The 24,004-nt window shown below is 63.2% G+C and carries 20 protein-coding genes; 7 read left to right on the forward strand and 13 right to left on the reverse strand.

From position 1 onward, the window contains the following. Positions 1–300: 300 nt before the first annotated feature. The 10 genes from JAO82_RS11925 to JAO82_RS11970 all read right to left on the reverse strand — a co-directional run bounded on the left by JAO82_RS11925 (position 301) and on the right by JAO82_RS11970 (position 11,876). Positions 301–804, reverse strand: coding sequence for a universal stress protein (locus JAO82_RS11925; RefSeq protein WP_232897371.1), 504 nt, complete (start codon positions 802–804; stop codon positions 301–303). Positions 805–943: 139 nt separating this feature from the next. Continuing rightward, positions 944–1,492 carry a universal stress protein gene (locus JAO82_RS11930; protein ID WP_198686614.1) on the reverse strand — a complete coding sequence of 183 codons (549 nt, stop codon included), beginning with the start codon at positions 1,490–1,492 and terminating at the stop codon, positions 944–946. 18 nt (positions 1,493–1,510) lie between these two features. After that, positions 1,511–3,007 (reverse strand): APC family permease, encoded by a 1,497-nt coding sequence (locus JAO82_RS11935; protein ID WP_198686615.1) that lies wholly within the window; start codon positions 3,005–3,007, stop codon positions 1,511–1,513. Positions 3,008–3,414: 407 nt separating this feature from the next. After that, positions 3,415–4,773: a formimidoylglutamate deiminase gene (locus JAO82_RS11940; protein ID WP_198686616.1), complete on the reverse strand. Its 1,359-nt coding sequence runs from the start codon at positions 4,771–4,773 to the stop codon at positions 3,415–3,417. Positions 4,774–4,956: 183 nt separating this feature from the next. Continuing rightward, positions 4,957–5,175 (reverse strand): formate dehydrogenase subunit delta, encoded by a 219-nt coding sequence (locus JAO82_RS11945; RefSeq protein WP_198686617.1) that lies wholly within the window; start codon positions 5,173–5,175, stop codon positions 4,957–4,959. Further along, positions 5,165–5,989: a formate dehydrogenase accessory sulfurtransferase FdhD gene (gene fdhD / locus JAO82_RS11950; protein WP_198686618.1), complete on the reverse strand. Its 825-nt coding sequence runs from the start codon at positions 5,987–5,989 to the stop codon at positions 5,165–5,167. The genes JAO82_RS11945 and fdhD overlap by 11 nt, the downstream gene beginning before the upstream one ends. A gap of 4 nt (positions 5,990–5,993) precedes the next feature. After that, positions 5,994–8,912: a formate dehydrogenase subunit alpha gene (gene fdhF / locus JAO82_RS11955; RefSeq protein ID WP_198686619.1), complete on the reverse strand. Its 2,919-nt coding sequence runs from the start codon at positions 8,910–8,912 to the stop codon at positions 5,994–5,996. Next, positions 8,909–10,426, reverse strand: a complete 1,518-nt coding sequence (locus tag JAO82_RS11960) for a formate dehydrogenase beta subunit (RefSeq protein ID WP_198686620.1) — start codon at positions 10,424–10,426, stop codon at positions 8,909–8,911. Before JAO82_RS11960 ends, fdhF begins: the two co-directional genes overlap by 4 nt. After that, positions 10,423–10,899, reverse strand: coding sequence for a formate dehydrogenase subunit gamma (locus JAO82_RS11965; RefSeq protein WP_198686621.1), 477 nt, complete (start codon positions 10,897–10,899; stop codon positions 10,423–10,425). The genes JAO82_RS11960 and JAO82_RS11965 overlap by 4 nt, the downstream gene beginning before the upstream one ends. Positions 10,900–10,985: 86 nt before the next feature. Continuing rightward, a complete protein-coding gene (locus JAO82_RS11970) occupies positions 10,986–11,876 on the reverse strand; it encodes a LysR family transcriptional regulator (protein WP_198686622.1) in 891 nt (296 codons plus the stop codon). A 237-nt stretch (positions 11,877–12,113) separates the two neighbouring features. Here JAO82_RS11970 and JAO82_RS11975 point away from each other — a divergent pair, with 237 nt between their 5' ends. Continuing rightward, positions 12,114–12,704 carry a biotin transporter BioY gene (locus JAO82_RS11975; RefSeq protein ID WP_198686623.1) on the forward strand — a complete coding sequence of 197 codons (591 nt, stop codon included), beginning with the start codon at positions 12,114–12,116 and terminating at the stop codon, positions 12,702–12,704. After that, the gene (locus tag JAO82_RS11980) at positions 12,701–13,117 is read left to right on the forward strand and encodes a DUF1284 domain-containing protein (RefSeq protein ID WP_198686624.1); all 417 of its coding nucleotides are present in this window, start codon (positions 12,701–12,703) and stop codon (positions 13,115–13,117) included. The genes JAO82_RS11975 and JAO82_RS11980 overlap by 4 nt, the downstream gene beginning before the upstream one ends. Before the next feature lie 64 nt (positions 13,118–13,181). On the opposite strand, the gene JAO82_RS11985 is transcribed toward JAO82_RS11980, so the two are convergent. Continuing rightward, positions 13,182–14,243: a glycosyltransferase family 4 protein gene (locus tag JAO82_RS11985; RefSeq protein WP_198686625.1), complete on the reverse strand. Its 1,062-nt coding sequence runs from the start codon at positions 14,241–14,243 to the stop codon at positions 13,182–13,184. A 222-nt stretch (positions 14,244–14,465) separates the two neighbouring features. Between JAO82_RS11985 and JAO82_RS11990 the strand changes: the two genes are divergently transcribed. From JAO82_RS11990 to JAO82_RS14305, 3 genes are all read left to right on the forward strand, one after another. Further along, positions 14,466–15,338 (forward strand): glycosyltransferase, encoded by an 873-nt coding sequence (locus tag JAO82_RS11990; protein ID WP_198686626.1) that lies wholly within the window; start codon positions 14,466–14,468, stop codon positions 15,336–15,338. A gap of 305 nt (positions 15,339–15,643) precedes the next feature. Next, on the forward strand, positions 15,644–17,320 hold the full coding sequence (locus tag JAO82_RS11995) for a sodium:solute symporter family protein (RefSeq protein ID WP_198686627.1): 1,677 nt from the start codon (positions 15,644–15,646) through the stop codon (positions 17,318–17,320). 26 nt (positions 17,321–17,346) lie between these two features. Next, positions 17,347–17,466: a putative transporter small subunit gene (locus JAO82_RS14305; RefSeq protein WP_232897372.1), complete on the forward strand. Its 120-nt coding sequence runs from the start codon at positions 17,347–17,349 to the stop codon at positions 17,464–17,466. 61 nt (positions 17,467–17,527) lie between these two features. On the opposite strand, the gene JAO82_RS12000 is transcribed toward JAO82_RS14305, so the two are convergent. Further along, positions 17,528–18,025 carry a hypothetical protein gene (locus tag JAO82_RS12000; RefSeq protein ID WP_198686628.1) on the reverse strand — a complete coding sequence of 166 codons (498 nt, stop codon included), beginning with the start codon at positions 18,023–18,025 and terminating at the stop codon, positions 17,528–17,530. After that, entirely contained in the window at positions 18,022–18,741 is a 720-nt protein-coding gene (locus tag JAO82_RS12005; protein ID WP_332872526.1) for a helix-turn-helix transcriptional regulator, read from the reverse strand. The genes JAO82_RS12000 and JAO82_RS12005 overlap by 4 nt, the downstream gene beginning before the upstream one ends. Before the next feature lie 624 nt (positions 18,742–19,365). Between JAO82_RS12005 and JAO82_RS12010 the strand changes: the two genes are divergently transcribed. Both JAO82_RS12010 and JAO82_RS12015 read left to right on the forward strand, forming a co-directional pair. Next, positions 19,366–21,852, forward strand: coding sequence for a hypothetical protein (locus tag JAO82_RS12010; protein WP_198686629.1), 2,487 nt, complete (start codon positions 19,366–19,368; stop codon positions 21,850–21,852). A 132-nt stretch (positions 21,853–21,984) separates the two neighbouring features. Continuing rightward, entirely contained in the window at positions 21,985–23,997 is a 2,013-nt protein-coding gene (locus JAO82_RS12015) for a type I secretion protein ATPase (RefSeq protein ID WP_198686630.1), read from the forward strand. Positions 23,998–24,004: the final 7 nt, after the last annotated feature.

The following is a 24,004-nucleotide window of genomic DNA, read 5'->3' on the forward strand; positions in this document are numbered from 1 at the left end:
ACCACCAAACAGTACCGGGTGATGCAGGACGGACAACAGGTCGGCTTGCTGGAAATGCGCGACCTGGTGCGCGCTTTGGTCCCCAGCGGCGGTTCGGATGATCCCGATGCGGCAAGACGCGCGGGCTGAATCGGTGGCGGTGTTGGTGTTTGCCAGCATAGCGATGGGCGGATCATCGACATGATCTGGTAACGCCCTTGCAAAGCGCAAACGACGGGCGCGGCAAAACAGAACAGCCCCGCATGGGGGCTGTCCGCAGCGGATTGCGAGATCCGCTCTTACAGAGAAATCCGGAAAAGCCTAGCGGACCACCAGCACCGGGATCGGGCTGTGGCTGACCACTTCGGCGGTCTGGCTGCCCAGCAGCAGGCGGCTGACGCCGCGCCGGCCATGGGAGGCCATGACGATCAGGTCACAGCCCAGGGTCTCGGCGGCCTCGACGATCGCTTCGGCAGGAGTGTGGTCGGTCACCTGCCGGGCGTCGATTTCAACGTCGACAGCCTTGGCGGCATCAAAGACCGCGGCCAGGGCCTCATCGGCGTGGGTTTTCTGGGCCTGGGCCCAGGAATCTGTCGTCGCCGCGCTTTGCAAAGGATAGGGCTGGTTGACCGTGATCACGGTGACCTTGCCGCCGCATTTCTTAGCCAGATCAAGCCCGTGCTTGACCCCTTTCATGGCCAATTCGGAACCGTCGGTCGACATCAGAATGTGTTTGTACAACGCTTTTCTCCTTTTTTTGTCAGAGGCTTCCTTATCAATATAGTCTCTCGACGCGATTTTGATACATCGGCGCGCAGGATTCATGCGCCGGGGCGGCGTGGCCACGGATCAGGCGATCTGTTCTGGAACGATTTCTGCGGTCGCCCCACGGCAGAGGCTGCGCCAGAGCACGACGGGAGCGGTTTTCAGAAGCGTGGGCGCTCAGGAACGATCGCCCGCAAGATCATTGTTTTGCGACGCTGATGCGGCGCGGTCGGCGGCGGCGCGGTGCCGATCCGGACGGGGTCGCAGCCGGACAGACCAGATATACCGGCAGCGGGACGCGGGCGCGGATGCGGTACGGCTCCTGGCTCCACATGAAGTTGCGCAAGAACCATGGCTGGCGGCGATCCGCACCCATGATGATCGCATCGCAGTTCTTTTCCAGCGCCTGTTTGCGGATGCTTTTCAGGGGGTGGCGGGTGGTCACGATGTGACCACCCGCTTCGATACCAGCTGCGTTGAGCCGGTCGAGCGCCTGGAACATGTTGTCCTTCTGCTCGTCCATCTCGCGTTTGCTGGGGCGTAGGCCGGGGTTGGGCAGGCCGAAACTGGTGCCCCAGAGCCGCGCCACGGTCAGAACCGTGGCGTGCCCTCCGTGGTCATGTAACATGTCCACGGCCAGGTCGATCACGTCATTGCTGATGCGGCGACCTTCGGAGGCGATCAGAATATGGCGCACGGGTTCACCGTTGTCGGTTTTCCGTGAGCGTCTGAAAAGATTACGGATCATCCTGCCCTTCCCCTTTCCTTACTCGGCGACCGTTGGGACCGACACACTGCCATCGCGGCGATCTTCCCATTTGCGGTACCAGTACAGCGGCAGATACATGAAGATCGCCCCCACACCGAGATAGTAGTACGTCGCCTGTCCGCCGATCGTCGAGTAGATGATACCACCGACCAGCCAGACAAAGAAGTACAATGCCGCCAGTATCAGCGCGATATACTTGAAGTATTCCGGCAGACGGAACGGCCGGTGGACATTGGGCCGGTCATTGCGCAGCAGGTAGTACCCGATCAGCACCGGAACAAAGGATCCCAGATAGCCCACGTTCGAGAACGAATAGATCTCGATGGCCCCGCCCATGAACGCGATCAGGAGGCTGGCGCCGACATTGGTCATCATTGCCCGGTCCGGAACGTGGTTCTTGTTGAGGTGCTGGTAGAACTTGGGAAACTGCCCGTCCAGCGACATCTGGTAGAGCGAGCGCGAACAGCCCATCAGCGAGTTCAGCGCCGACAGCACCAGCGCGATGATCAGCATGATCGCCATCATCCATTCCATCACCTTGCCGCCGATACCGGGGAAGACGCTGGACGCGAAGGTGACGAACATCGTCTTGGGGTCGACCAGTTCAGGATCGGAGAGCGCCTGTGCCCCGAGAATCACCACGAAGGAGATCGGCAGCATCGTGTAGACGAACACCCCATAGCCGCCTTCCAGTGTCATGGCGATCTTGGCGTCGCGTCCGGGATGTTTGCACTCGCCGATATAGCAGGCGGCGGCCTCATAGGCGATCACCGTCCACAACAATGGAAACGCATAGGCGATATACATGATCCAGGCCGGGTAGCCGTCGATCGGGGATGAGAAACTGGACCCGTCAAGATGCGGGAACCAGGCCAGCTCGGCCCAATTGGCAGCGTCCAGATTGAAGATGAACCCGATCGACAGGAAGGTCAGGGGGATCATCGACAGCACCGCCAGGATGGTGGCCATCGAGGTGCCGAAGCGGATGCCCAGATAGGCCGGGATCGACAACAGCATCAGGCCAACCGCAGTGATCGCCAGCGTCCAATAGGGAATGAAGGTGCTGATCGGCTGGATTCCGGCGGTGGTGTCCAGACCGAACAGATGGGTGATATAGAACGACGCCAGGATCATGTTCAGCGGCGCCACCGGCATCCAGCCGACCCAGTACATCCAGGCGGTAATGCCGTTGATATGCGGGGCCAGACGGGGAAAGCGTTCCTTATAGGCCGGATAGGCATAGGAGGGCGAGCCGCCGGTCCGCCCCGGCATCATCGCCGAGAGTTCCGCCAGCAACAGGCACAAGACCACGCCGGTCAGGGTGAAGAAGGTGATGAAGGGGATATAGGAGGCCCCGAACACCGTCAGGAAGGCGGGGGCGGCACCGGTGACAAGGATGGTGCCGGCCAGACCGATGACGAACGCGCCCCACCAATTGGTGCCGGTCTGCAGGTTGCCCTGTTCATATTCGAGGGTATCGCTGGCTTGGGTCATTTGTACCGCCCCCGCTCGAAGACATGGGCCGCTGATCGCGGCACCGCCCGGGCAGGCCAATGCCGGGCTTTTGTGGAAACAGGTATTCTGTGGGTCATGATTCCCTCCCTAGTCAGTGATATGTTGGACTTTGATCGATACGGGCCGGTGACTGCCGATAGGGGACAGTGGCCTTCTTGTTATTCGATTTTCCAGTTGTCAGCGGTTTCGCTCCGTCCGTTAATTCGAGACTTTTCCCGGCATTCTTACGATGCAAACGCTGCCCTTGCAGGAAACTAATTTAAAAGACAGGAAACCATTGTGACCGCCGGACTGTCAAGCCTTCTGTTCACCATTGTATGCAATCGGTCAAGAGCCGCCCCGGTTCAGAGCTTTGAAAACCACCCCGGCGCGGGCTGCGGCGCGGCTCAGGCTGCGGTCGTTAACGCGGCGATGGCCGCGCGCCAGGCGGCGGTGATCGGCGCGCGCGCGATGTGGCGCCCGGCTTTTACCGCATGGCGCCCGGCCGACCAGAGATCGGTTACAGCATTGCTTTCACAGGCGAAAACCAGCCCGTCCAAGATCTGTGCGCGGGGCAGGGCGCAGAGGCTCGGGTGGGTGCTGTCGATGGCGACCAGATCGGCCAGATGGTCTGTCGCGATCACGCCGGCCTTGCGCCCCAGCGCCTGGGCCCCGCCCCGCGCCGCGCCAATATACAGCGTCTGCCCGACCGAGCCCTCGCCTGCGATCAGCACATTGCGCGCCAGATCACGCAACCTTTGCGAGTATTCCAGAATACGTAATTCCCCAAAAAGAGATATTGCGATATTCGAATCTGTGCCCAGGCCAAAGCCGCCCCCGGCGCGCAGATAGGCGGCGCCGTTGAACGGGCCGTCGCCCAGATTGGCTTCGGTGACGGGACACAGACCGGCGGTGGCCCCCGAGGCGGCCAGTCGGCGGGTCTCGTCGGGCGTCATATGGGTGGCATGGATCAGGCACCAGTCCGGATTGACCCCGGCCTGATCCAGCAGCCATGCCACCGGGCGCTGGCCCAGCCAGGCTTCGATGGCGGCCACTTCGGCCGGTTGTTCGGCAGCGTGGATATGGATCGGGCCGCTGTCATGGGCAGCCAGAACCGTGCGCAGATCCTCGGGCGCGGTGGCCCGCAGGGAATGCGGCGCGAGGCCGATCCGCGCGTCCTTGGGCAGATCGCGCAAAGCCGTCCGCGCGGCGGCGGTGAGGTCGAGAAACGCCGCGACATCATTGCCAAAGCGCAACTGCCCCGGTTCCAGCGGCACCCGCCCGGCGCCGCCATAGCTGTAGAGCACCGGCAGATGGGTCAGGCCGATCCCGGTCTGCTGTGCCGCCGCCATGATGCGACAGGACAATTCCGCGCGGTCATCATAAGGCGCGCCGCCCCGCTGGTGGTGCAGATAGTGGAACTCGCCCACGGCGGCATAGCCCGCCTCCTGCATTTCCATGAAGGCGAAAGCGGCGATCGCTTCGATCTGTTCGGGGGTCAGGCGGTCGACAAAGCGATACATCACCTCGCGCCAGGTCCAGAAACTGTCGCGTCCGGCCTTGCGGAATTCGGTGCGCCCGGCCATCGCGCGCTGGAACGCATGGCTGTGCAGATTGGCCGGTGCCGGCAGCAACGTGTCGACGCGCACATCCCCCGGCAGCGGCGGCACGTTGCGCTCAACCCCGGTGATCGTGCCCGCCCGGACCGTCACCCGGACATCGCGCGCCCATTCTGCGCCCAGCAAGGCATGTTGTGCATATATCACCGTTTGGCCCCCCTCTGCTCGGTCGGGGCGGATATGGGCCACAAGCCGGGCGCTGCGCAAGCTTTTGGCGGCGCGGGCCCGCCGCACAGGCCAAAAGCGCCCCGGTGCTAGCCCGAAACGCTTTGCCTGATTGGAGAATGCGCGCGGATCAGGCTGCGCGAATTCGCGCGCCCTCAGATGCCCTCACTCGACCGGCACCCGGACATGGGGGATGGCGTCGCGGGCCAGAGGGCTCAGGCCCGGACCGCCGCTTGCCACATATTCGGCCAGTTGCTGCCGCATGCGCGGCTCCCAGAAATCGTTGAGATGGGCGGCCACGCTTTCGGCCTGACCCGTGCCCGGCTGCGACTGGAAGAAGGTGGCGATCTGATTGGCCATCATGATCAGTTTGTCAGGCTGCATTGCAAGCTCCTGTAGAGATACGTTCGGGATGGGAATAGAGGTCGAACCCCTCGCCGCGGGCAAAGGCGGCCAGGGTCAGCCCGGCCCCTTTTGCCAAGCGCAGCGCATGGGCGGTGGGGGCGGAGACCGCGATCAATACGGGACAGCCGGCGATGACGGTCTTTTGCACCATCTCGACCGAGATCCGCGAGGTCAGCACGATCGCGCCGTGCCGCGGGTCAATCCCTTGCGCCGCCATCGCCCCGATCAGCTTGTCCAGCGCATTGTGCCGCCCCACATCCTCGCGCGCCAGAACCATGCCGGCGCCTTGGCGCAGGAACCCGGCCGCATGGACCGCGCGGGTCTGATCGTGCAGCGGCTGATGTGCGCGCAGGGCTGCGGTCGCCGCCGCCACCTCGCCTTGGCGCAGCCGCAGCCCATCGGCAGCCAGCACCGGCAGCGGGCGGATCGCCTGTTCCAGACTGTCGATGCCGCACAGACCGCAGCCGACCGGGCCCAGCATATTGCGCCGCCGCGCCCGGAGCGCCGCCGCGCGATCCGCGTGCAGCCAGAACCGGGCCTCGATGCCCAGATCGTGCCGGGCGATTTCGAATTCGGCCACGTCGGCGGGGGAGGCAATGAACCCTTCGGTCAGGGCAAAGCCCATGGCGAAATCGCGCAGGTCCTCGGGGCTGGCCATCATCACCGCCGCGGTGGTCCCGTCAAAGACCACCGCGATCGGGGTTTCCTCGGGCAGGCTGCGCACCACAGCCCGCGCGCCGTCCTGCCGGACTGAAAGACCCGCCATGCTGTGGACGACGCCGGGTGCGGTCATGGCGCTATTCCGCCGCCGGCAGGATACGGCGCGCCTGCGCGGCTTGGGCGCTGTATTCCTCCTGCCAGTCGGTCGGGCCGTTGGAATGCGAGACCTGCACCGCCGTCACCTTATATTCCGGGCAATTGGTGGCCCAGTCCGAGAAATCGGTGGTGATCACATTGGCCTGGGTGTCGGGATGGTGGAAGGTGGTATAGACCACCCCCGGCGACATCCGCTCCGAGATCAGCGCGCGCAAGGTGGTTTCCCCCGCGCGCGAGGCCAGCTTGATCCACTGTCCGTCCGTGATGCCGCGCAATTCGGCGTCATTGGGGTGGATTTCCAACAGATCCTGATCATGCCATTCGCTGTTGGCGGTGCGCCGGGTCTGGGCCCCGACATTATATTGCGACAGAATCCGCCCGGTGGTCAGCAAGAGCGGGAAGCGCGGCCCGGTCTTTTCATCGGTGGCGACATATTCGGTCACGATGAACCGGCCCTTGCCGCGCATGAACCCGTCCACATGCATCAAGGGCATGCCGTCGGGGCTGTCTTCGTTACAGGGCCATTGCACCGAGCCTTTTTCCTCGAGCATATCATAGGAGACCCCGGCAAAGCTGGGCGTGGTCGCGGCGATCTCGTCCATGATTTGGCTGGGATGGGTGTAATTCCAATCGGCCCCCATCGCCTGGGCCAGCATCTGGGTCACTTCCCAATCGGCATAGCCGTTCAGCGGTTTCATTACCTCGCGCACGCGGTTGATGCGGCGCTCGGCATTGGTGAAGGTGCCGTCCTTTTCCAGAAAGGTCGATCCGGGCAGGAACACATGGGCGTAATTCGCGGTCTCGTTCAAAAACAGGTCATGCACGATGACGCATTCCATGGCGGCCAGACCGGCGGCGACATGTTTGGTATCCGGGTCCGATTGCAGGATGTCCTCGCCCTGACAATAGAGTCCCTTGAAGGTGCCCGCGACCGCGGCATCCAGCATGTTGGGGATGCGCAGACCCGGCTCAGAGTCGATCGGCACGCCCCAGATCTCTTCATAGATGTCGCGCACATCGTCATTTTTCACATGGCGATAGCCGGGCAGTTCATGGGGGAAACTGCCCATGTCGCAGGCACCCTGCACGTTGTTCTGGCCGCGCAGCGGGTTCACCCCCACGCCATTGCGCCCGACATTGCCGGTCAGCATGGCAAGGTTGGCGATCCCCATCACGGTGGTCGAGCCCTGGCTGTGTTCGGTCACCCCAAGGCCGTAATAGATCGCGCCATTGCCGCCGGTGGCGAACAGACGCGCGGCGGCGCGCAGTTCGGCGGCGGGCACCCCGGTCAGCGCTTCGGTGGCTTCGGGGCTGTGGCGCGCGTCGCTGATGAATTCGGCATAGTCCTGGAATTCGTCCCAGTCACAGCGCGCGCGGATGTACTCCTGATCCATCAGGCCTTCGGTGACGATGACATGGGCCAGCGCCGAGACCACGGCCACATTGGTGCCCGGGCGCAGGGCCAGATGATGCGAAGCCTCGATATGGGCCGAACGCACCAGATCGATCCGGCGTGGATCGATGACGATGATCTTGGCACCCTCGCGCAGGCGCTTTTTCATCCGGCTGGCAAAGACCGGGTGCGCATCGGTGGGGTTGGCCCCGATCAACAGCATGACATCGGTTTCCGCGACCGAGTCGAAATCCTGGGTGCCGGCGGAGGTGCCGAAGGTCTGGCCCAGCCCATAGCCGGTGGGCGAGTGGCAGACCCGGGCGCAGGTGTCGGTGTTGTTGTTGCCGAACACGGCGCGGGTCAGCTTTTGCACCAGATAGGTTTCTTCATTGGTGCAGCGGCTCGAGGTGATCACCCCGACCGAGCGCTTGCCGTATTTTTCCTGCAATCCGCGCATGCGGTCGGCGGCGAAGGTCAGGGCTTCGTCCCAGCTGACCTCCTGCCAGGGCTCATCCACCGAGTCGCGGATCATCGGGCTGAGGATGCGGTCCTTGTGGCTGGCATAGCCATAGGCGAAGCGGCCTTTGACGCAAGAATGGCCGCGATTGGCCTTGCCGTGTTTATAGGGCACCATGCGCACCAGTTCGTCGCCGTTCAGCTCGGCCTTGAAGGAACAGCCGACCCCGCAATAGGCGCAGGTGGTGATCACCGACCGGTCCGGCGTGCCCAGTTCAGTGACCGATTTCTCCTGCAGCGTCGCGGTCGGGCAGGCCTGCACACAGGCGCCGCAGCTGACGCAATCGGAAGACATGAAATCATCCAGCGCCGCGCCCGCCGAGACCCGGCTGTCAAAACCGCGCCCCTCAATGGTCAGCGCGAACGTGCCCTGGACCTCTTCGCAGGCGCGCACACAGCGCGAACAGACGATACATTTGCTGGGGTCATAGGTGAAATAGGGGTTGGAGTCGTCCTTGGGGATGTAATCCGGGTTGCCCAGATCGCCGGTGGAGCGGGCCCGCGCGTCGCCCTGCGCGAGCGTGCCGATGCCAAACGGATCGTAATGGTTCTGGCCCGGTTCATAGCGCATGTCGCGCAGGCCGACCGCGCCGGCCATATCCTGCAATTCGCAATCGCCATTGGCGGCGCAGGTCAGACAATCCAGCGGATGGTCCGAAATATAAAGCTCCATCACCCCTTTGCGGATCTTCTTGACGCGCGGGGTCTGGGTGCGCACCGCCATGCCCTCGGCCACCGGGGTGGTGCAGGAGGCCGGGGTGCCGCGGCGGCCTTCGATCTCGACCACGCAGAGCCGACAGGAGCCATAGGCCTCGAGATTGTCCGACGCACAGAGCTTGGGGATCTGCAGACCGGCCTCGGCGGCGGCGCGCATCACCGAAGTGCCTTCGGGCACGGTGATCTCGAACCCGTCGATGGTCAGGGTGACCGGGGCGCCGGTGCGGGCCGGGGTGCCCATGTCGCGGTCATCGGGGAGGATGAAATCTTTCATTCTGCGGCCTCCTTCACGGTGGCAAAATCTTCGGGGAAATGGGTCAGGGCGGACATCACCGGATAGGGGGTGAACCCGCCAAGGGCGCAGAGCGAACCATCGGTCATGGTGTCGCAAAGATCGGCCAGCAGCGGAATCGCGTCCGCATCGCCGCGCGCGATCCGGTCGATGGTCTCGACGCCGCGCACCGAGCCGATCCGGCAGGGGGTGCATTTGCCGCAGCTTTCGACGGAACAGAATTCCATCGCGAAACGGGCCATCTGCAACATGTCGACGCTATCGTCGAACACCACGATCCCGGCATGGCCGATCAGCGCCTCCTGGCCGTCGAATTCCTCATAGGCAAAGGGCGTGTCGAATTTCGCGGGCGGCATATAGGCCCCGAGCGGGCCGCCGACCTGCACCGCCCGCACCGGATGGCCCGAGGCGGTGCCGCCGGCCACGTCATTGACCAATTCGCCCAAGGGCATGCCAAAGGCGGTCTCAAACAGCCCGCCATATTTCACATTGCCGGCGATCTGGATCGGCATCGTGCCTTTCGAGCGGCCCAGGCCGAAATCGGCGTAATGGGCAGCGCCCTTTTCGAAAATCACCGGCACCGTGGCCAGGCTGATCACGTTATTGACCACCGTGGGCCGGCCCATGAAGCCCTCAAGCGCGGGCAGGGGCGGCTTGAAGCGGACCTCGCCGCGCTTGCCCTCCATAGAGTTCAGCAGCGAGGTTTCCTCGCCGCAGACATAGGCCCCGGCGCCGACCCGGATTTCCATGTCGAACGCCTTGCCCGAGCCCAAGATATCCGCGCCCAGCAGGCGGTTCTGCCGGGCCAATTTGACGGCTTGATTCATCACGTTGATCGCGTCGGGATATTCCGAGCGCAGATAGACATAGCCCTTGGTGGCCCCGACACCGATCCCGGCGATCGCCATGCCCTCGATCAGGGTGAAGGGGTCGCCTTCCATGATCATCCGGTCGGCGAAAGTGCCGCTATCGCCCTCGTCGGCGTTGCAGACAATATATTTCTGCACGGCTTCGGCTTCCATCACCGTGTTCCACTTGATGCCGGTCGGAAAGCCTGCGCCGCCACGGCCGCGCAAGCCGCTATCGGTGACTTCCTTGATGATGTCGGGGCCGCTCATGGCGAGCGCGCGGCGCAGCCCGGCCAAGCCGCCATGGGCCTCGTAATCGGCCAGATCCAGCGGATCGATGATACCGCAGCGCGCGAAGGTCAGCCGGGTCTGGCGGGCAAAGAACGGAATCTCCTCGACCGGGCCCAGGCTGGCCATCTTGCCATCGAGCAGCGCCGGCACATCCGCCACCGTGACCGGGCCAAAGCCCTGCCGTCCGGTGCCGGTGTCGATCTCGACCAGCGGTTCCAGCCAGATCATGCCATGGCTGCCGTTGCGGATGAGGGTGACCTCAAGCCCGCGTTTGGCGGCCTCGGCTTTGATTGCAGCGGCGACCGCATCGGCGCCAAGCGCCTTGGCGGCGCTGTCCAGAGGAACGTAGATTTTCATGCGCCCGCCTCCTGCAAGATCGTGTCCATGCGGGCTTTGTCGACCCGCCCGATCACCTTGTCGTCGACCATCGCCGCCGGGGCGCAGGCGCACAGGCCGAGGCAATAGACCGGCTCGATCGTGACCGCGCCATTGGCGGTGGTGCCGTGCCAATCCAGCCCCAGCGATGCCAAGGTCTCATCGGCCAGCGCTTTGCCGCCCATGGCTTGGCAGGCCTCGGCGCGGCAGATCCGCAGCACATGCCGGCCGGCCGGGACTTGGCGGAAATCATGATAGAAGGACATCACCCCGTGCACTTCGGCCTTGGTGATATTGAGGGCCGCCGCGACCAGCGCGATTGCCGTGTCGGGAATATGGCCGAAGGTCGTCTGCAGACCGTGCAGGATCGGCAAGAGCGGCCCTTCCAGGTGCAGGTCCTTGTCGATCACGGCCTGAATTTCAGGATCTGGGATGGCTGGCGTCGGGTTTTGCATTGCTGGCCTCTGTCTGGTGTTTCGCAGAAGACACCAGACAGATGATCAGTAATCAATATCAACATGCCGTTAGCTGATAGGCGCTATCAATCAACGCAGGACATGCGCCGCGCCGCGCCCAGCAGGGCTTGTAGAATCGGGGTGTGCGGCTCGCGATAGGGGGCGACCAGCCCGACCAGCGGGCCGGTGCTGGTGCCGGTCAGCGGCACCAGATCCAGTTCCTTGCCGCGCGACAGAAAGATCGCCAGATCGGCGGGCAGGATGGTCAGCCAATTGCTGCTGTCTTCGACATTGGCCACCAGCACCACGGTCGAATCCGATTCGATCCAGGCATCCGGGGTGACCCCGGCCTCGCGGAAATGCCGGTTGATGATCCGCCGGTTCTGGTTTTCCGGGGTCAGCAGGCACAGTTTTTCGCCTTCCAACTCCTTCCAGCCCACCGAATCGCGGCCGGCAAAGGGCGAATCCTTGCGACAGACCAGCATGTAATGTTCGCGATAGAGCGGTTCGGTGCTGACCTTGCCGGTGGGTTCATTGTCGAGATAGGTGATCCCGGCATCGACATCGAGATTGTCCATCATCGACAGGATCTCGATCGAGGTGCGCGACAGCAGGGTAAAGCGCACCTTGGGGTGTTTCTCGGTGAATTTCGCGGTCAATTGCGCCGCCCAGGTCAGCGCCGTGGGGATCACCGCGATGCGCAATTGCCCGGCCAGCCCGTGTTTCTTGAACCGCATCTCGTCGCGCAGCTGCCGCGCATCGCCAACGATGCGGCGCGCCCAGGCCAGGGCGCTTTGCCCCTCGGGGGTCAGTCCGCCATAGCGCGAACCGCGAAAAACCAGCTTCACGCCCAGTTGGTCCTCCAGCGTTTTGATCCCGGTCGACAGGGTCGGCTGGGTGATCCCCAGATGTTCCGCCGCCTTGCCGAAATGTTCGATCTTGGCGACGGCAATGAACATTTCCAGTTTGTCGAGCATGGGCACCCCCTTTGGGATAGCGATTTTCTATCGGACTGGTGGTATACGATAGGATTCTGTCGGATGAAAACCACCGGTTTCGGCAAAGAATGCCGCGCCGATTTGACCCGAGAGCTCGGGAAGCTTCCGACACGGCCATCCGCCGCAACAGCTTTCGCCGCTCTTGCAATCACTCGAAATCTGGGGCCAACACTGGCGTCAAGACAAGCTTTATCTATAATCAGGAAGGAAGCAGAAATGACCGCTTCGATCTCCGGCCCCACCGAGACATTTTTCGACCCCCTCGACCTGCACCGCCGTTCACTTGCGTGGAAGATCGGGGCGGTGATTCTGGGCACATTGTTCCTGGCGGTCTCGTCATATGTCGAGATTCCGATGTACCCCGTTCCGGTGACGCTGCAAACCTTTTCGGTGGTGTTGGTCGGTGCGCTTTACGGCTGGCGGCTTGGCGGCCTCACGATCACGGCATGGCTTGTCGCGGGCGCATCGGGACTGCCGGTCCTGGCCGGAGGGGCTGGCGGAGTACAGCACTTTCTCGGACCGACGGGCGGCTATCTTCTTGCCTTCCCCATCGCCGGTATGATCGTGGGCCGGCTTGCCGAACGGGGGTGGAGCGGGCACCGCATCGGGCTGGCCTTCATCGCAATGCTGATCGGCAACGCTGTGTGTCTCGTCATCGGGGCGGCCTGGCTGGCGGTTCTTATCGGGCTCAAACAGGCGATCATGGCCGGAGTGGTGCCGTTCCTGCTCGGCGCAGTCCTGAAATCCGCGCTTGCCGCGATGGTGCTCAAACTGATCTGCGGCAGGATGAAGCGCGCGGCCGGATGACGGTGCGGCTGCGCCCCCATCACCTTCTTTGCGTGCTCACCTATGTGGGCAAGGGGTATACCCCTGCCTTCACGGCGAACCTGACCGCGATTGCGGCGCGCCTTGCCGCGGGGGAAGAGGTCGAGATCGTCGATGGTCCGGACGCGGTTTGCGCCCCCTTGCTCGATGATCCAGAGGCGCATTGTTACCGCAGCAATGTGGTCGCGCGCGATCAGGCCGCCGCAAACGAGATTGGCGCGCGACTGACGCTGGCGATTCGACCGGGTACGCGGCTGGTGCTGGATGCGGCGCTTATCCGGCGGCTGCGCCGGGCGTTCACGGCCAACCGCGTAAGATCAGCCTGTGACGGATGCGCGTGGCACACTCTTTGCGGCACCGTCGCGACATCGGGCTACGCTGGAACCACGTTATGAAATGGGCTGAAACCGAAGTGTTATAAGCCGGACCGCTGCGTTCGTTGCATGGCGACACCCGCCCCTACGGATCCTTCAGCAGCGCCCGATAGACCGCATTCAGGGCGGCGGCCTCGTCTTCGATGCGGAAATTCTCTACCATGTGCTTTCGCGCCGCGCCGGATTGGCGCGCCAGTCGGTCGGGCGCGTCCAGCAGGGCTGCAACCGCGCTGGTCATCGCCGCCACATCGCCGGGGGGCACCAGATGGCCGGTCTCATCCGGAACCACCAGTTCCTCGAAAGCGCCGACCGTGGTGGCGACCACCGGCACGCCGCAGGCCATCGCCTCAAGCGGGGTCAGCCCGAACCCTTCCCAGCGCTGGGGGGCCACGAAAAGATCCAACACCTGATACCAGCGGGCAATGTCATGGGTCGCGACCTCGGGGCAGAACAGCAGCCGCTCGGCCAGCCCGGCCTGCGCCACCTTGTCCTGCAATCCGCGCTCAAATTCCTGGTGCTGGCCGGTGGCGCGGCCCATCACGATGGCGCCCATATCGGGGCGCGATTGCAGCACCGTGATCATCGCCTCGACGAACACATCGGTGCCCTTTTGCGCCCGGATCCGCCCGTAACAGCCGATCAGCGGCCCCGGCGGCAGGCCCAGTTCGGCCTTGAGCCGGGCCTTGTCGGCCGGGGGCTGAAACGTGTCGGTGTCGATCCCGTGCAAGATCACGGTGGCGTCGCGCTGCAGATAGGCGGCGGTTTTGCGCGAGGTCGCCACCACCCCGTCCATCCGCGCGATCAGGGCGCGGGTCAGGCCGCTATGGTGGCGCTGCGAGGCCGAGGTGAACAGCAATTTCAGCCGTTTGCGCAACAGGAGTTTCAGCGCCAGCCCGCCCAGCATCTCGACATTGCGCCGCGCATGCCAGACCCGCGCACCCGAGGGGCCGCGCCGGGGCATGGTCAGCAGATCGCGCAGGCGAATCTGCGGCACATGCGGGGGCAGCGCCGGACCGGTGGCGGCAATCGCGATGTCGCGCGCCTGCAACGGCACCAGCCGCACCACCGTGGCGGTGACCCCAGAGAGGCGGCGCTTGAAATTCGGGGCGATGACCTCGACGGCTTTGGGGTCGGGATCGGGGGCCATGGGGCAAACTCCTGTCAAACACACCGCGGTGCGCGGCGCATGGGGGCCGGGCGGATTGGCTGGCCCCGATCATTCCCGCCGGAGCTATTGGCAGGTGCGGCGAACATTTTCAAGGTGCGGCGCCGCACCGGCACCATGAAGGGCTTGGACCCGGCGCGAATCGTTGCGATATATGGCCCTGTGTGCCCCAGTCCGCACAGCGCCACGAGGATGCTCCACCCGATGACCGACCCTCACGACATTGGCACTGCGGGGGGCGCGGCAGACTGGCCGCTCAGCGTGCTCATCGCCGCCCGCGATGAAGAGGACTATCTGCCCGGTTGCCTGTCGGCGCTGCTGGCGCAGGACCGGGCTGCCCCCGCCAGCGAGATCATCGTCGCGGCCAATGGCTGCCGGGACCGGACCGTCGCGGTGGCGCAGTCTTTTGGCGCGCAATTCGCCGCGCGCGGCTGGGCGCTGGTGGTGCTTGATCTGGCCGATGGCGGGAAACTGGCGGCGCTGAACGCCGCCGAGCAGCGTGCGCGCGGCGCGGCGCTGGTCTATTTGGATGCGGATGTGCGCTGCGAGCCGGCGCTTCTGGGGCAGTTGCAACAGGCGCTGGACGTGGCCCAGCCGCGTTATGCCACCGGAACCCTGGCGGTTCAGCCGGCCCGCTCATGGGTGACCCGAGCCTATGCCGGGTTCTGGACCCGGCTGCCTTTCGTGCGGGGCGGCGCGGTCGGGGCCGGGCTGTTTGCGGTGAACCGGGCCGGGCGGGCGCGCTGGGGGGAATTCCCCGAGATCATCTCGGACGATACTTTCGTGCGGCTCAATTTCGCGCCGGACGAGCGCATCGAGGTGCCGGCGCGCTATCACTGGCCGATGGTCGAGGGGTTCGCCAATCTGGTGCGGGTGCGCCGCCGGCAGGACCGCGGCGTGGCCGAGGTAAACCGGCAGTTTCCCGCCCTCACGGCCAACGCCAGGAAGACCGCGCCCGAGGCGCGGGATTTGGCCGGGTTAATGTTGAGCGCACCGGTCGGATTTGGCGTCTATCTGGCGGTGCATCTGGCGGTCCGCCTGCGCCGTTCGACCGCGGATTGGACGCGGGGACGGTAAAGTCAACCCCGGTTATTTAGGCATAATTTACTTTAATATCAATCGCTTAACTTGATTTTCGAAGGCGTTTCGAAGGGGGGTTGAGTTAGGGGGTCGTATCATGCAAGTTTAGCGCGCTGCCTGATCAGGCCGTCACAAATGTGCGGGGAAATCTGGCACTTTATCGAAAGCTGTCAGAGGATGATCAGGTTGCCAGAGCAATCCGACAGCACGAAATTCACTGCCGGCCAGAGCGGTCGGCCCGTCCGTTAGTTCACGCTGACGGGTGCAGATAATCTAACCAGTTCCTGAAAGGACAATGGAAAATGGAAGACGTCCCCTTGTTTCAATTCTCGACCACGGTGATCGTCTCTATATTAGTTTTATTTTATGGTCTGACCTTTTACATGTCGACATTTGTCGGCAAGAAAAAAGAGAATGTTGACGGCTACATGGTGTCCAGCGGCGAGGTTGGTTTCGGCATTTCCGCCGCCAGTATGACCGCCACCTGGATCTGGGCGGCCTCGTTCTATGGGGCGGCGATTTCAGGGTATAATTACGGCCTGTCCGGCCCGATGCATTACGGGTTCTGGGGCGCGCTGATGATCCTGTTCATCATTCCCTTCGGCTTGCGCTTTCGCGAACTGGCCCCGCATGCCCATACCTTGGCCGAGGTCATCCACGCCCGCCACGGGCCCGGTAGCCAGATGATTCTGGCGGTGTCCAATCTTCTGGGCAGCCTGATCAGCCTGATGGTCAACTTCACCGCCGCCGGGGCGCTGGTGTCCGTGCTGTCGCCGCTGCCGTTCGAGGCCGGCGTGCTGATCGCCGGGGTCGGGGTGTTGTCCTACACGATCTGGTCGGGTTTCCGGGCCTCGATCCTGACCGATTTTGCCCAAGTGGTGGCGATGATGGGGATCGCGGTCGTGATCATTCCTTGGGTGTTCCTCAACGCCGGCGGCACCGCCGCGATGACCGAGGGGCTGAGCCGGATCACCGCCGAACAGGCAAATTTCTGGTCGCGTGAGGCGATTCTCGAGCAGGGCGCGCCATTTTTCGTTGCGGTTCTGGCCTATGCGATCGGCAACCAGACCATTGCGCAGCGCCTGTTTGCGGTGCGCAAGGATCTGATCAAATCCACCTTCGTCACCGCCACTGTCGGTTATGGTGCCATTGTCATCGGTCTGGGCATGCTCGGCCTGATGGCGTTGCTGATCGGCATGCAACCCTATCAGGGTGATCTCAACAACCTGATTCCGCAGATGGCCTCGGCCTATCTGCCGCCAGTGGCGATCGGGCTGTTCCTGGTGCTGGTGATCGGTTCGCTGTCCTCGACCGCGGATTCCGACCTTTCGGCGCTGTCGGCGATCATGATGACCGACGTTTACGGCAAGAACATCGCCAAGGGCCGGCCCAACCCGCGCAAAATGCTGCTGGTCGGGCGGATCACCATGATCGTGGCGACCGTTATCGGGCTGATCCTGGCCAGCTTCTCGCTCAATATTCTGGTGATGCTGGTCTTTGTCGGCGCACTTTGGGGCGCGATCGTGTTCCCGGTGATTGTCAGCTGCTACTGGAAGCGGGTCACCAATGCTGCCTTCATCTGGTCGGTGGTGGCGGCGCTGGCGCTGTTCTGCGTCGTGCGCTTTGAGTGGCTGCCGCTGAACAACCCGCTGGTGGGCGGCTTCTTCGAAGTGGTCGCGGCCGTGGGCGGTGGCGTGGTGCTGGGGCTGATGACCTTCGGCTTCTTCGGACGCATCGCCGGGATGATCGTGGGAGGCCTCGGGGTGATCTTCTTCATCTGGTATTTCCACGGCTTCCTGCATGACTATACCGTTCTGCTGGGCTCGCTGACCGCTTATGGTGCCAGTTCCATCGTTTGTGTGGTGCTCAGCCTTATGGCGCGCGAAGAGTTCGACTTTGACCTGATCGGCGAGCGGGTCACCCTGTTCCATGGCGATACGGAAAGTGCGCCGGATGCCGCCGCGCCGGCGAAGTCCTGAATGTTTCTCGAAAAGGAGCTACCGATATGCTGACCTTCTATATCCTGATCTGGCCCACACTTGCCCTTGGCGTGCTGGTCCTGATCGTCACCGCTTTCGTCAATGAACTGAGGAAAGCCCGGCGCGAAGGCCGGCAGGTGGTCTAAGGGCCGCGCGCCCGACCTGTATATACCCCAGCTGCCCGCCGCGGTCTCGTGGCGGGCATGCTCATTCCGGATAGCCAAGCTCCCGGATTGCCTGCCAGATGTCACGGTTGATCGCGGCCAGCTTTTCGATTGCCGTCTCGATATTGCCGGCGGCAGCATCGTCAAGCGGATCGCTCTGGCCGATCATCAGCCGGTCCTTGCGATCGGCGATGCGCATCAGGATGGTGCGCGGATTGCCCTCGCTGTCGAACGCATAGATGCAATGATTGTAGCGGTTGCGCAGGGCGGCCTGTTTCTGGATCCGTCCGGTCAGGGCCAGCACCCGTTGGCGCTCGGTCGGGGCGGTGCGCTCGAGCTTGGACAGGCGTTCGACCAGATCGATCCGCGCCCGGGTGGTGTTCAGCGTCAGGAACACCACCGTGGCGGTTTCCTTGTCCATGCCCGAGAGACCGGCAATCAGGTGGATCAGCAGGCTTTCGGTGTTGGTCCAAGCATAGTTGAGCTTGCCCACCAGCAACAGGAACCCGTCGAAATCGGGGGGCTGTGGGGGGCCGGTCACCGTGGCGGACCATCCGCCCCGCTCTGATCCGCCAGATAGCAGATCGCGGCCTCGGTGCGGTTGTTGACCCCCAGTTTCGCGATCATGTTGTGGATATGCAGCTTGACCGTATGTTCCGACAGGGCCAGTTCGGCCGCGATGATCTTGTTCTGCTTGCCCTCGGACACCGATGACAGCACCTGCAATTCGCGCTCGGTCAATTTGGCCAGCTTGCTCGCGGGGGGCACGGTGTTCCGTCTTGCTTCCGGCGCCGCGTCGGGGCCGGCCGATGCGGGGCTGTCGAACAGTTCGTAAGGGACATATTTTTCGCCGCAGACCAAAAGCCGCAGGATCGCCATCCAGCGATCGATCTCCAATGTCATCGGCAGAAAGCTGATCTTGGCAAGGGCGGTGCCGTGCTGGCCCTGCAAGATGAAATCGCGAGCAATTTCAGGGTTGCGATAGGCCAGTACAAACTGCGCCTGCGTGAATTTTTCTTGCAAGACGGTAATGTTGTTTTGCAATTCCTCGGCGAGGCTCTCGCTGATGATGATCATGCGGCATTGGGCGTCGGATTCCGGCATGTCTCCGAACAGATCATCAAAAGCGGCAATACGAATAAAGTCGATACAGTCGAATTCGGCCGCTGCAAACCTGAGTATCGTATTCGAGAAGTCGAGACTGTTACCAATGAAAACGCCGCGTTGCGTCTTCTTCACATTTGTCAAAACATTCACCTTGAAATCCTCATTTAGAGATGCCGACACGGAACGAATTCTGAAAACGATGTTCGCCTCAACACGTGTCGCTGTTTTGAATGACGCGGTCTTATTTCATCTGGCACCTGCCCTCCCGGCATCCTGAAATAACGTTCTTAATCAATGGGTTGTTGTTGAGCTTGCAGCCTTCCTCTTGAAGTTGCGCCGAGAACAACCGACTCATCTCCACTCCCAAAGGTTAACATAATCTTAACGCTAGGGATACTTTTCTGCCCGCTGGCAGGGCGTTTTTCAGGGTCGTTACCTGATCATTCGGGCAGGTCTGTCCTTGGTAGCCGATGCATCCGCAGAAGGTTTTTGCTGCAGATGCGAGAAAATCGCCTGCGCTCAGAACCTTGCCGGATCGGGTCCGGTTCTAGACCGATTGACCAGCTAGGTCCGCCCCGGTTTTTCGGCAAAACTTCCCCTGCGTCAAACAGGGAGGGCTGCCATCGAAAGAATCCCGACATAGCGACCGCGTGCCCCCGGAGCGAGTCCGCCTCGGGCCTGCGCAAGCACACTGAAACTCTCAAATCTGCGACTGCGGGATGATCGCTTTGGAATGACTGGCGATCCGGCAAGCGCAAGAACCGGAGAAACAAGATGTCTACCAGAAACAACGTTAACAACTTTATTTATCCGCTGCACGAAAGCCAGCACCAGGATCAGGACCAGGCGCAGGCCCAGGCCGAACTTCAGGCCCAGCTGCAGGCGGAAGCGCAACTGCAGGATCAGGAGCAAGATCAGGGCCAAGAGCAGGGTCAAGGGCAAGATCAGGGTCAAGAACAGGACCAGGGTCAGGGCCAAGAGCAGACCCAGTCCTCGGAAAATGAGAATGCCAATGGCAATGAGAACGCCAATGGCAATCTGAACCTGAGCGGCAACCTGAATGGCAACCTGAACGGTAATCTGAATGGCAACCTGAACGGCAACCACAACTCGAACACCTCGGATACCAATGTCGATGTGGATATCGATTTCGACATGGCGGGCTTCATGCCCACCGATGACGATTTTGCCGATATCGACATGGACGGTTCGACGGCGGGCGATTTCATCATGGCCCAAGGGGATATCGATTATAACCCTGGCAATGACGTGAACCTCGACAACATCCTCAACGATGCGCTGAACGGGGCGGGCAATGATTCGGCGACGGTCAACGCCCAGTCCAATAATCTCTATGACAACGACACCCTGAGCGATGTGCACAATAGCGGTACATTATATCAGAACGGCAATGCCAATGGCGGCACGGCCCATGCGGCTGACGGCATCAATGCCGGTGGCGATGGCGCGTCCGGCGGTGGCCATGCCGATGCCAATGGCGGCTTTGCCTTGGGTGGTGTCGGACTGGGCGGCGCAGCGGTTGCCAGCGGAGGTACCAGCGGTGATGGCGGGGATGCCGATGCCGATGGCGGCACCGGTGGCACCGGCGGCGACGCGGCGGCGCTCGGCCTTGGTCTGGGCTTCGGCCATGCGGATTCGGATGCGGATGCCGATGGTGGTGATGGCGGTGACGCCGACTCGCTGGGCGCCGGTCTGGGTATCGGTGCGGCGGATGCAGATGCCGATGCCGATGGCGGTGACAGCGGCGATGCGGATTCGCTGGGGGCCGGTCTGGGTATCGGCGCGGCGGATGCAGATTCCGATGCCGATGGCGGTGACAGCGGCGATGCGGATTCGCTGGGGGCCGGTCTTGGTATCGGTCTGGGTGACGCGGATTCCGATGCCGATGGCGGCGACAGCGGCGATGCCGACTCGCTGGGTGCCGGTCTTGGTATCGGTCTGGGTGACGCGGATTCCGATGCCGATGGCGGCGACAGCGGCGATGCCGACTCGCTGGGCGCCGGGATCGGTCTGGGTCTGGGTGATGCGGATTCCGATGCCGATGGCGGCGACAGCGGCGATGCCGACTCGCTGGGCGCCGGGATCGGTCTCGGTCTGGGTGATGCGGATTCCGATGCCGATGGCGGCGACAGCGGCGATGCCGGTGGCCTTGGCGTTGGGGTCGGGCTTGCCGATGCGGATGCCGATAGCAGCAATACCGGGGATGCCGGTGCGATCGGCTTCGGCCTTGGCCTGATCGGTCTGGGCCTGGCAAATGCCGAAAACGGTGAAACCGGTGACTCGGATGCGGACGCGAATGCCGGTGGCATCGGTCTGGGTCTGGGGGCCAGCGGTGACGGCGGCTTGGCCGAGGCGCTGGCGGATGCGGTTGGCACCGGCACCGGTGAGGGCACTTCCGATGCGGCCACCGGCGATGGCGGCATGGCCGATGCGATGTCGGATGCTGACGGCACCGGCACCGGTGAGGGCACCTCTGATGCGGCCACCGGCGATGGCGGCATGGCCGATGCGATGTCGGATGCTGACGGCACCGGCACCGGTGAGGGCACTTCCGATGCGGCCACCGGCGATGGCGGTTATGCCGATGCGATGTCGGATGCCGACGGCACCGGCACCGGTGAGGGCACCTCTGATGCGGCCACCGGCGATGGCGGTTATGCCGATGCGATGTCGGATGCTGACGGCACCGGCACCGGTGAGGGCACTTCCGATGCGGCCACCGGCGATGGCGGTTATGCCGATGCGCTGGCGGAGGCGATTGGCACCGGCACCGGTGAGGGCACTTCCGATGCGGCCGGTGGTGATGGCGGCTATGCCGATGCGATGTCGGAGGCCACCAACACCGCCGCCGGCAATGGTGGTACCAACACGGCCTGGGCCGGCAATGGCGGTGATGGCCTGGGCGGCGAAGCCTGGGGCGGCGACACCGGCGATGGCTATGGTGGTGAAGCAAACGCCGGCTACGGCCATGGCGAAGGCGGCGTCGGCGGTGCGGGCGGTTACGCCTATGCCGGTGACGGTGGCGCTGGCGGCTATGGCGGCACCTGGGGTTCGAACAATGGCCACGATGGCTATGTGACCGGCGAATCCTATGCCTCGGCGGCGGCGCAGATCAGCACCTCGGCGTTCAACCAGACCATCGTGCAGGGTGCCAATGTGCTGGGCAATACTGTCGATATGACGGTTGTGGGGGGCTCGTTCAGCTCGACCTTCGCCGGCGACGACAGCGGCGACGCATAAGCCACGACGTGAAATCGCCGGGTCCGGAAATTTCCGGGCCCGGCACCTTCTTTCAGCCCCATACGAATTTTCACAAGGTTACAGAACGACCGCGATGAGTGACCGCACTATTCCAGAATAGAGGTTGCGTAGATGCTTGATAAAGTGACCGAAATGGTCGCGCATATGATCGGGATATTCCAGATCACCGTCGAAGAAGAGCGGCTGCGCGACGATTATCTAAAAATCAAGGCACTGCGCTCCGACGCCCCCCAGACCGATCCTCTGGCCGGTGATCCGGCGCAATTCAAGGCCGCTTATCAGCTTGGCGATTTCGCTCCGACGCTGCGCCTTCTCAAGTCGCTGCCGGACGCCCCGCACCCCGTGCCCGAGGCAGCCCCTGCCTTTCCCCAGTTTCCCCCGGCCCCGTTCTTTCCTGCACCCGAGCCGGGCCCGCCGGAGGTTGAGGTCGCGATGATGATGACCGGAATCGGCGGGGCCAGAATGGCCCTGATGCTGGAGCCGCCGGGATCAGTGGTGATCGTCACCTGGCAATATAACCATCTTATCGACAATGATCTGTTGCTGCTCGGCGAGAGCGCCGCGGTCTTTGTCGATCCGGCATTCCACATGGCGCAATTGCAGGGCTGGCTGGAGTTGGCGCAGGCGGTGACCCCGATATTTGGCGACGGGCTGCCGCCGCTGGAGGAGTCCGCCCATGATTATGCCCTGGGGCTGCACCAACAGATTCAGGAAACCGGCGACCCCGGCCTGACCGGCCTGACGGTGACGATCCAGACCGGCGCCGCCGCCTATGGCACCTATGAAAACGGCGAACGGGTCGAGACCGCGCTCAAACTCGACGATGTAATGCCCGCCTTCCTGAGCCCCGACAGCGCCGAGGAAGACGCCACTGATCCGACGGGCGAACCGGCCTGGAGCCCCGGCCCCTTCAAGGGGTTGGACGGCGGCCCCGACATGCACAGTTCCGAGCCCGGTCACGCGGTCGTTGCCGGGGCCAATCTCGTGGTCAATCAGGTGAATATCGCCACCGGCTGGCTGGATGCGCCGGTGATCGCGGTGATGGGCGATGTGATCCATCTCAACCTGATTTCGCAGACCAATATGCTGGTGGAACAGGGCCAGTTCGGCGGCGCCGGTGCGGCCAGCCCCTCGGCGGCGTGGAATTCGGCGACAATGGCGCTGCAAGCCTCGGCGCCGGCGCTGGAAGGGGACGCAGCGGCCCCGAGCGCAGCCGCGCTGGCGCTGCCCTCGAACTGGGTGGTGACCCGGATTGACGGTGATCTGCTGATGGTCAACCATGTCCAGCAATACAGTTTCATGACCGATTTCGACCGCGCCGACATCGTGTTCCACAGCGCCGAAACCTATATCGGCCTGGGCGACAACACGGTGATCAACCTGACCGATCTGGTGGAAATCGGCTATGGCTATGATCTGATCCTGATCGGTGGCCATATGATCACGGTCAACCAGATCAGCCAGTTGAACGTGCTGATCGACACTAACACCGTGACCTATAGCGGGGTGCAGCCCGGCGATTTCAGCGCCGGCGACAATCTGGTGTTCAACGGCGCCTCGATCACCGGCACCGGGATCGACAGCTATCAGCCGATGCAGGACAATTTTGCCCGCGCCGCCGAGGAGCTGGCCGCGGGCGGGCGCTCAATCGACGAAAGCGTCGCCCATGACAGCGTCTTCGAAGGGGTCGACGTGCTGCGCGTGCTCTATATCAGCGGCGACGCCACCACGATCAACCGCGTCGACCAGACCAATGTGCTGGGCGACAGCGATCAGGTGCATCTGGCGCTGGACAATTTCCAGTCTGCCACCGGGGCCGATGTGACGCTGACCGCCGGCTCCAATGCGGCGATCAACCTGGCCTCGATTTCGCAATATGGCGTCGATTCCACCGTTTCGGTGGGCGGCGAGGTCTATGACGACGCGCTGCTCTACCAGGCCGGGCTGATCGATACCGACGCCGATCCGACGGGGGTGGACCTGCCCGCCCTGGCCAGCGAGGCGGTGGCCTTTCTGGCCGAGGACATGGTCGGACCGGAAACCGCGATGGAACAGATGGGCATCGCCCCGACCGCGCCGGAGGACACCAGCACTCCGGACATGATGCAGACGATGCTGGCCTGACAGGGAA

Source organism: Pontibaca salina, assembly GCF_016307205.1.
Lineage (GTDB): Bacteria > Pseudomonadota > Alphaproteobacteria > Rhodobacterales > Rhodobacteraceae > Pontibaca > Pontibaca salina.